This window comes from Streptomyces sp. NPDC057137, from assembly GCF_042670825.1.
Taxonomy (GTDB): domain Bacteria; phylum Actinomycetota; class Actinomycetes; order Streptomycetales; family Streptomycetaceae; genus Streptomyces.
This window is the reverse complement of the sequence record NZ_JBHUUW010000142.1, coordinates 1-2,267: the sequence shown is the minus strand read 5'-3', so window position 1 is coordinate 2,267 and position 2,267 is coordinate 1. Positions and strand designations below refer to the sequence as shown.

The following is a 2,267-nucleotide window of genomic DNA, read 5'->3' as shown; positions in this document are numbered from 1 at the left end:
GCCCCGTCACCGACTGGTGACGGGGCCCTCTTCCGTATGTCGTGTCCGAGCGGTTCGCTCAGCTCTGCGCCTGCGCGGGGGTGCCGAGCATCGCCGACGCCGTCTCCAGCGGGCTGGGCTCCACCACGGGGGCGGGAACGGGGACGCTGCGGCAGGTGAAGCCGAGACGGGTCAGCGCGCGGGTCACCTCGGAGGAGGAGAAGTCACGGCGGTCCTGGCGCGTGATCACTTCGCCCACCTGCTTCACCGGGTACGTACGGCGGCTGATGACAACGGACTCACCCGTGATCGGTTCGGGCTTGATGCCCTTCATCGCCAGCTGCACCTCGCTCTTGACCAGTTCGAAGGGGAAGCGGGCGATGACGCAGCGCATAGTGCCTCGGCAGGGAGAAGGGGGGTGATGCGGAGTCTCCAGCATCCCACACGAAACGCCCGCCCGGAAGCGAAACCTCCCCCGCTTGGCTGGGCAAATGTTCGTGGAGCATAAGTGCCGACCGGAATCCGATTCCCGGAAATGGAGGCGGAAAATGGCCGTTCAACGGTGAATCCGCCGGGAAGGCCCGGCCGGCGATCCGGATCCGGGAGGTGATCGGAGCGGAAAACGGGGCAGGTCACAGGGTGAGGCGCGAAGCCCACCCCGTACCGCGGGGGCCGTCAACGCCAGGAGTTCGCATGACCGCGTACGTCATCACCGTCCCGGGCACTTTCCTGCGCACGCTCGACGCCGACTCCCGCGCGGCGCTGCTGCGGGGTCTGCGGCCCGCGGACCCGCAGCACACGGCTCTGGGTGAGGCCGAGGACCTGGACATGCTGACGGTCAACGAGGGCGGCACCTTCAGCGTGCGGCTGGAGATCGAGGCCGAGAACAGGCGGGCCGCCGAGGCGGAGGCGAAGCGGGTGGCGGGCGCCGCGCTCAGCGAGGCGGGTTTCTCGGCGGACGACGCGCCGCTGGGGCCGGCGTTCGTGACAGGCATCGACAGCGAGTACTGACCGCTCCCTGATCCGGCCTGATCGACAAGACACCCCCTAGGCCGAGGCGCCGGATCTCGTGTCGCGTCGTGCCTCGCGCAGGCACTCCTCGACGAGGTCGTCGTCCAGTGCCGCGCGTACCAGCGCGGCGGCCAGGGCCGCGGGGCCCGTGTCCCCGGCCAGCCGGGTGAGCGTCGCCGCGTCCGTGCCGAGCCCGAGACGTTCCGCGCCACGCAGCGCCCTGGTGTCGAAGTAGGGCACCACCTCGGGCCAGACGGTCTGCACCTCACGTAGGAAGATGTCCGCCCCGGTGGGGCCGATCCCCGGCAGGTCCTGGAGCAGGTGGCGCAGGACCGGTACGTCGCCGTCGGCCTCCGCGCGCATGCGGCGCGGGTCGGCGTGCCACCGTCGGATCAACAGATGGGCGCCGTCGGCGAGTTGGGTGGCGGTGCTCTCGTCGTAGCGGCGGTAGCCGCCCCGGTCGAGGGCGTCGACGCGCTGCTGCCAGGTCGCCCCGGCCATCCGGCGCGGGTTGCGCAGGCCCGCCTCGTTGAGGGCGCGCGCCGTGGCGACGGCGACGCCGGCCCGGATGGGGGCGCTCAACAGGAGGGTGAGGACGATGAGTTGGTAGAGGGGCTGCGGGGTGTCACGCAGCCGGATGCCCGCGTCCTCGGCGTAGGTGCTGCCGTGGGAGCGGAGCAGTGCGTCTACGACGGCGCGCTGTTTCATCGGAACCTCAGGGGGGTCGTCCGCGCGCCGCGCGGCGGGCCGGTGTTGGTACGGCCGACGGGACGCGGGGTGCCGTAGGCGCGGCGCCGTGCGGAGCGGCGTACGGCCTCCGCGCGGGCCTTGGCGATCCGGACCTCCTCGGCACGGCTCTCCTCCGCACGGATGTCCTCCGCGAGAGGAGTGTCCTTCTCCGGCTTCTCCGACCGGGAGTTCTCGGGCGGGGCGTTCTCCGGCGGGGTGTCCGCGTCGCCGCCGTCGGCCGGCAGGGGCGCCCGCAGATGAGGCAGCAGGAATTCCTCCATGCGTCCGAGCGCCACCGTGACCAGCAGCATCAGAGCCGGGAATACCAGGGATATCAGTACGGTCGGCAACAGCCCCATAACCCAGTCCCTTTCTCTTCCCAGCCTGAGCGGCGCCGGATTGAGCGGTCTGTTGGAGTTCACACTGACGTGCCTGATTCGCACTCTCCACGAAGCCTATGGCGTCCGCACGGACCTCGCTCGTCGGCTCCCGTACGGCCGAATCCAATTTGACAGACGGGATGAATGTGCTGGCTCACACGTACGCGG

The 2,267-nt window shown here is 70.6% G+C and carries 4 protein-coding genes; 1 reads left to right on the top strand and 3 read right to left on the bottom strand.

Annotated features, from left to right (window positions below; all coding sequences use genetic code 11):
* Nucleotides 1–58: 58 nt before the first annotated feature.
* The gene (locus ACFT9I_RS40235; protein WP_382572871.1) at nucleotides 59–373 is read right to left on the bottom strand and encodes an SCO5918 family protein; all 315 of its coding nucleotides are present in this window, start codon (nucleotides 371–373) and stop codon (nucleotides 59–61) included.
* A 299-nt stretch (nucleotides 374–672) separates the two neighbouring features.
* Between ACFT9I_RS40235 and ACFT9I_RS40230 the strand changes: the two genes are divergently transcribed.
* Entirely contained in the window at nucleotides 673–990 is a 318-nt protein-coding gene (locus ACFT9I_RS40230) for a hypothetical protein (protein ID WP_382572869.1), read from the top strand.
* 36 nt (nucleotides 991–1,026) lie between these two features.
* On the opposite strand, the gene ACFT9I_RS40225 is transcribed toward ACFT9I_RS40230, so the two are convergent.
* Together ACFT9I_RS40225 and ACFT9I_RS40220 are read right to left on the bottom strand one after the other, a co-directional pair.
* Nucleotides 1,027–1,698 carry an endonuclease gene (locus tag ACFT9I_RS40225; RefSeq protein WP_382572867.1) on the bottom strand — a complete coding sequence of 224 codons (672 nt, stop codon included), beginning with the start codon at nucleotides 1,696–1,698 and terminating at the stop codon, nucleotides 1,027–1,029.
* Entirely contained in the window at nucleotides 1,695–2,078 is a 384-nt protein-coding gene (locus tag ACFT9I_RS40220; RefSeq protein WP_382572865.1) for a hypothetical protein, read from the bottom strand. The genes ACFT9I_RS40225 and ACFT9I_RS40220 overlap by 4 nt, the downstream gene beginning before the upstream one ends.
* Nucleotides 2,079–2,267: the final 189 nt, after the last annotated feature.

What these genes read in the sequence shown, in the direction of transcription:
- ACFT9I_RS40225 (WP_382572867.1), bottom strand. Translation starts at nt 1,698, where the DNA reads ATGAAACAGCGCGCCGTCGTAGACGCACTGCTCCGCTCCCACGGCAGC.
- ACFT9I_RS40230 (WP_382572869.1), top strand. Translation starts at nt 673, where the DNA reads ATGACCGCGTACGTCATCACCGTCCCGGGCACTTTCCTGCGCACGCTC.
- ACFT9I_RS40220 (WP_382572865.1), bottom strand. Translation starts at nt 2,078, where the DNA reads ATGGGGCTGTTGCCGACCGTACTGATATCCCTGGTATTCCCGGCTCTG.
- ACFT9I_RS40235 (WP_382572871.1), bottom strand. Translation starts at nt 373, where the DNA reads ATGCGCTGCGTCATCGCCCGCTTCCCCTTCGAACTGGTCAAGAGCGAG.